Origin of the sequence: Limimaricola soesokkakensis (assembly GCF_900172345.1) — a bacterium.
Classification (GTDB): domain Bacteria; phylum Pseudomonadota; class Alphaproteobacteria; order Rhodobacterales; family Rhodobacteraceae; genus Limimaricola; species Limimaricola soesokkakensis.
Window position 1 is genome coordinate 1 of sequence record NZ_FWFY01000029.1, and the last position, 5513, is coordinate 5513.

General features: G+C 44.6%; 9 protein-coding genes. All 9 read left to right on the forward strand.

Annotation, left to right across the window (positions count from 1 at the left end):
* Positions 1–186 (forward strand): Minor spike protein (locus LOS8367_RS19520; protein WP_044808946.1); only part of this gene is annotated, 186 nt, incomplete at its 5' end.
* A 36-nt stretch (positions 187–222) separates the two neighbouring features.
* Complete coding sequence (locus LOS8367_RS19525; RefSeq protein ID WP_001134933.1) at positions 223–1791, forward strand: replication endonuclease; 1569 nt, start codon at positions 223–225, stop codon at positions 1789–1791.
* The gene (locus LOS8367_RS19530; protein WP_435988044.1) at positions 1724–1876 is read left to right on the forward strand and encodes a hypothetical protein; all 153 of its coding nucleotides are present in this window, start codon (positions 1724–1726) and stop codon (positions 1874–1876) included. Before LOS8367_RS19525 ends, LOS8367_RS19530 begins: the two co-directional genes overlap by 68 nt.
* The gene (locus LOS8367_RS19535; RefSeq protein ID WP_016670801.1) at positions 1809–2048 is read left to right on the forward strand and encodes a phage DNA packaging protein C; all 240 of its coding nucleotides are present in this window, start codon (positions 1809–1811) and stop codon (positions 2046–2048) included. Before LOS8367_RS19530 ends, LOS8367_RS19535 begins: the two co-directional genes overlap by 68 nt.
* Entirely contained in the window at positions 2045–2503 is a 459-nt protein-coding gene (locus tag LOS8367_RS19540) for a scaffolding protein D (RefSeq protein WP_000084700.1), read from the forward strand. The genes LOS8367_RS19535 and LOS8367_RS19540 overlap by 4 nt, the downstream gene beginning before the upstream one ends.
* Positions 2503–2619: a phage DNA packaging protein J gene (locus tag LOS8367_RS19545; protein WP_000033471.1), complete on the forward strand. Its 117-nt coding sequence runs from the start codon at positions 2503–2505 to the stop codon at positions 2617–2619. The genes LOS8367_RS19540 and LOS8367_RS19545 overlap by 1 nt, the downstream gene beginning before the upstream one ends.
* Positions 2620–2655: 36 nt before the next feature.
* Positions 2656–3939 (forward strand): major capsid protein, encoded by a 1284-nt coding sequence (locus LOS8367_RS19550; protein ID WP_000065572.1) that lies wholly within the window; start codon positions 2656–2658, stop codon positions 3937–3939.
* A gap of 110 nt (positions 3940–4049) precedes the next feature.
* Positions 4050–4577 carry a hypothetical protein gene (locus LOS8367_RS19555; RefSeq protein ID WP_000487867.1) on the forward strand — a complete coding sequence of 176 codons (528 nt, stop codon included), beginning with the start codon at positions 4050–4052 and terminating at the stop codon, positions 4575–4577.
* An 8-nt stretch (positions 4578–4585) separates the two neighbouring features.
* Positions 4586–5513: Minor spike protein (locus tag LOS8367_RS19560; protein ID WP_000466544.1), on the forward strand; the 928-nt coding region annotated here is incomplete at its 3' end.

Genomic DNA, 5513 nt, shown 5'->3' on the forward strand with positions numbered 1-5513 from the left:
AATCAGCGGTATGGCTCTTCTCATATTGGCGCTACTGCAAAGGATATTTCTAATGTCGTCACTGATGCTGCTTCTGGTGTGGTTGATATTTTTCATGGTATTGATAAAGCTGTTGCCGATACTTGGAACAATTTCTGGAAAGACGGTAAAGCTGATGGTATTGGCTCTAATTTGTCTAGGAAATAACCGTCAGGATTGACACCCTCCCAATTGTATGTTTTCATGCCTCCAAATCTTGGAGGCTTTTTTATGGTTCGTTCTTATTACCCTTCTGAATGTCACGCTGATTATTTTGACTTTGAGCGTATCGAGGCTCTTAAACCTGCTATTGAGGCTTGTGGCATTTCTACTCTTTCTCAATCCCCAATGCTTGGCTTCCATAAGCAGATGGATAACCGCATCAAGCTCTTGGAAGAGATTCTGTCTTTTCGTATGCAGGGCGTTGAGTTCGATAATGGTGATATGTATGTTGACGGCCATAAGGCTGCTTCTGACGTTCGTGATGAGTTTGTATCTGTTACTGAGAAGTTAATGGATGAATTGGCACAATGCTACAATGTGCTCCCCCAACTTGATATTAATAACACTATAGACCACCGCCCCGAAGGGGACGAAAAATGGTTTTTAGAGAACGAGAAGACGGTTACGCAGTTTTGCCGCAAGCTGGCTGCTGAACGCCCTCTTAAGGATATTCGCGATGAGTATAATTACCCCAAAAAGAAAGGTATTAAGGATGAGTGTTCAAGATTGCTGGAGGCCTCCACTATGAAATCGCGTAGAGGCTTTGCTATTCAGCGTTTGATGAATGCAATGCGACAGGCTCATGCTGATGGTTGGTTTATCGTTTTTGACACTCTCACGTTGGCTGACGACCGATTAGAGGCGTTTTATGATAATCCCAATGCTTTGCGTGACTATTTTCGTGATATTGGTCGTATGGTTCTTGCTGCCGAGGGTCGCAAGGCTAATGATTCACACGCCGACTGCTATCAGTATTTTTGTGTGCCTGAGTATGGTACAGCTAATGGCCGTCTTCATTTCCATGCGGTGCACTTTATGCGGACACTTCCTACAGGTAGCGTTGACCCTAATTTTGGTCGTCGGGTACGCAATCGCCGCCAGTTAAATAGCTTGCAAAATACGTGGCCTTATGGTTACAGTATGCCCATCGCAGTTCGCTACACGCAGGACGCTTTTTCACGTTCTGGTTGGTTGTGGCCTGTTGATGCTAAAGGTGAGCCGCTTAAAGCTACCAGTTATATGGCTGTTGGTTTCTATGTGGCTAAATACGTTAACAAAAAGTCAGATATGGACCTTGCTGCTAAAGGTCTAGGAGCTAAAGAATGGAACAACTCACTAAAAACCAAGCTGTCGCTACTTCCCAAGAAGCTGTTCAGAATCAGAATGAGCCGCAACTTCGGGATGAAAATGCTCACAATGACAAATCTGTCCACGGAGTGCTTAATCCAACTTACCAAGCTGGGTTACGACGCGACGCCGTTCAACCAGATATTGAAGCAGAACGCAAAAAGAGAGATGAGATTGAGGCTGGGAAAAGTTACTGTAGCCGACGTTTTGGCGGCGCAACCTGTGACGACAAATCTGCTCAAATTTATGCGCGCTTCGATAAAAATGATTGGCGTATCCAACCTGCAGAGTTTTATCGCTTCCATGACGCAGAAGTTAACACTTTCGGATATTTCTGATGAGTCGAAAAATTATCTTGATAAAGCAGGAATTACTACTGCTTGTTTACGAATTAAATCGAAGTGGACTGCTGGCGGAAAATGAGAAAATTCGACCTATCCTTGCGCAGCTCGAGAAGCTCTTACTTTGCGACCTTTCGCCATCAACTAACGATTCTGTCAAAAACTGACGCGTTGGATGAGGAGAAGTGGCTTAATATGCTTGGCACGTTCGTCAAGGACTGGTTTAGATATGAGTCACATTTTGTTCATGGTAGAGATTCTCTTGTTGACATTTTAAAAGAGCGTGGATTACTATCTGAGTCCGATGCTGTTCAACCACTAATAGGTAAGAAATCATGAGTCAAGTTACTGAACAATCCGTACGTTTCCAGACCGCTTTGGCCTCTATTAAGCTCATTCAGGCTTCTGCCGTTTTGGATTTAACCGAAGATGATTTCGATTTTCTGACGAGTAACAAAGTTTGGATTGCTACTGACCGCTCTCGTGCTCGTCGCTGCGTTGAGGCTTGCGTTTATGGTACGCTGGACTTTGTAGGATACCCTCGCTTTCCTGCTCCTGTTGAGTTTATTGCTGCCGTCATTGCTTATTATGTTCATCCCGTCAACATTCAAACGGCCTGTCTCATCATGGAAGGCGCTGAATTTACGGAAAACATTATTAATGGCGTCGAGCGTCCGGTTAAAGCCGCTGAATTGTTCGCGTTTACCTTGCGTGTACGCGCAGGAAACACTGACGTTCTTACTGACGCAGAAGAAAACGTGCGTCAAAAATTACGTGCAGAAGGAGTGATGTAATGTCTAAAGGTAAAAAACGTTCTGGCGCTCGCCCTGGTCGTCCGCAGCCGTTGCGAGGTACTAAAGGCAAGCGTAAAGGCGCTCGTCTTTGGTATGTAGGTGGTCAACAATTTTAATTGCAGGGGCTTCGGCCCCTTACTTGAGGATAAATTATGTCTAATATTCAAACTGGCGCCGAGCGTATGCCGCATGACCTTTCCCATCTTGGCTTCCTTGCTGGTCAGATTGGTCGTCTTATTACCATTTCAACTACTCCGGTTATCGCTGGCGACTCCTTCGAGATGGACGCCGTTGGCGCTCTCCGTCTTTCTCCATTGCGTCGTGGCCTTGCTATTGACTCTACTGTAGACATTTTTACTTTTTATGTCCCTCATCGTCACGTTTATGGTGAACAGTGGATTAAGTTCATGAAGGATGGTGTTAATGCCACTCCTCTCCCGACTGTTAACACTACTGGTTATATTGACCATGCCGCTTTTCTTGGCACGATTAACCCTGATACCAATAAAATCCCTAAGCATTTGTTTCAGGGTTATTTGAATATCTATAACAACTATTTTAAAGCGCCGTGGATGCCTGACCGTACCGAGGCTAACCCTAATGAGCTTAATCAAGATGATGCTCGTTATGGTTTCCGTTGCTGCCATCTCAAAAACATTTGGACTGCTCCGCTTCCTCCTGAGACTGAGCTTTCTCGCCAAATGACGACTTCTACCACATCTATTGACATTATGGGTCTGCAAGCTGCTTATGCTAATTTGCATACTGACCAAGAACGTGATTACTTCATGCAGCGTTACCATGATGTTATTTCTTCATTTGGAGGTAAAACCTCTTATGACGCTGACAACCGTCCTTTACTTGTCATGCGCTCTAATCTCTGGGCATCTGGCTATGATGTTGATGGAACTGACCAAACGTCGTTAGGCCAGTTTTCTGGTCGTGTTCAACAGACCTATAAACATTCTGTGCCGCGTTTCTTTGTTCCTGAGCATGGCACTATGTTTACTCTTGCGCTTGTTCGTTTTCCGCCTACTGCGACTAAAGAGATTCAGTACCTTAACGCTAAAGGTGCTTTGACTTATACCGATATTGCTGGCGACCCTGTTTTGTATGGCAACTTGCCGCCGCGTGAAATTTCTATGAAGGATGTTTTCCGTTCTGGTGATTCGTCTAAGAAGTTTAAGATTGCTGAGGGTCAGTGGTATCGTTATGCGCCTTCGTATGTTTCTCCTGCTTATCACCTTCTTGAAGGCTTCCCATTCATTCAGGAACCGCCTTCTGGTGATTTGCAAGAACGCGTACTTATTCGCCACCATGATTATGACCAGTGTTTCCAGTCCGTTCAGTTGTTGCAGTGGAATAGTCAGGTTAAATTTAATGTGACCGTTTATCGCAATCTGCCGACCACTCGCGATTCAATCATGACTTCGTGATAAAAGATTGAGTGTGAGGTTATAACGCCGAAGCGGTAAAAATTTTAATTTTTGCCGCTGAGGGGTTGACCAAGCGAAGCGCGGTAGGTTTTCTGCTTAGGAGTTTAATCATGTTTCAGACTTTTATTTCTCGCCATAATTCAAACTTTTTTTCTGATAAGCTGGTTCTCACTTCTGTTACTCCAGCTTCTTCGGCACCTGTTTTACAGACACCTAAAGCTACATCGTCAACGTTATATTTTGATAGTTTGACGGTTAATGCTGGTAATGGTGGTTTTCTTCATTGCATTCAGATGGATACATCTGTCAACGCCGCTAATCAGGTTGTTTCTGTTGGTGCTGATATTGCTTTTGATGCCGACCCTAAATTTTTTGCCTGTTTGGTTCGCTTTGAGTCTTCTTCGGTTCCGACTACCCTCCCGACTGCCTATGATGTTTATCCTTTGGATGGTCGCCATGATGGTGGTTATTATACCGTCAAGGACTGTGTGACTATTGACGTCCTTCCCCGTACGCCGGGCAATAATGTTTATGTTGGTTTCATGGTTTGGTCTAACTTTACCGCTACTAAATGCCGCGGATTGGTTTCGCTGAATCAGGTTATTAAAGAGATTATTTGTCTCCAGCCACTTAAGTGAGGTGATTTATGTTTGGTGCTATTGCTGGCGGTATTGCTTCTGCTCTTGCTGGTGGCGCCATGTCTAAATTGTTTGGAGGCGGTCAAAAAGCCGCCTCCGGTGGCATTCAAGGTGATGTGCTTGCTACCGATAACAATACTGTAGGCATGGGTGATGCTGGTATTAAATCTGCCATTCAAGGCTCTAATGTTCCTAACCCTGATGAGGCCGTCCCTAGTTTTGTTTCTGGTGCTATGGCTAAAGCTGGTAAAGGACTTCTTGAAGGTACGTTGCAGGCTGGCACTTCTGCCGTTTCTGATAAGTTGCTTGATTTGGTTGGACTTGGTGGCAAGTCTGCCGCTGATAAAGGAAAGGATACTCGTGATTATCTTGCTGCTGCATTTCCTGAGCTTAATGCTTGGGAGCGTGCTGGTGCTGATGCTTCCTCTGCTGGTATGGTTGACGCCGGATTTGAGAATCAAAAAGAGCTTACTAAAATGCAACTGGACAATCAGAAAGAGATTGCCGAGATGCAAAATGAGACTCAAAAAGAGATTGCTGGCATTCAGTCGGCGACTTCACGCCAGAATACGAAAGACCAGGTATATGCACAAAATGAGATGCTTGCTTATCAACAGAAGGAGTCTACTGCTCGCGTTGCGTCTATTATGGAAAACACCAATCTTTCCAAGCAACAGCAGGTTTCCGAGATTATGCGCCAAATGCTTACTCAAGCTCAAACGGCTGGTCAGTATTTTACCAATGACCAAATCAAAGAAATGACTCGCAAGGTTAGTGCTGAGGTTGACTTAGTTCATCAGCAAACGCAGAATCAGCGGTATGGCTCTTCTCATATTGGCGCTACTGCAAAGGATATTTCTAATGTCGTCACTGATGCTGCTTCTGGTGTGGTTGATATTTTTCATGGTATTGATAAAGCTGTTGCCGATACTTGGA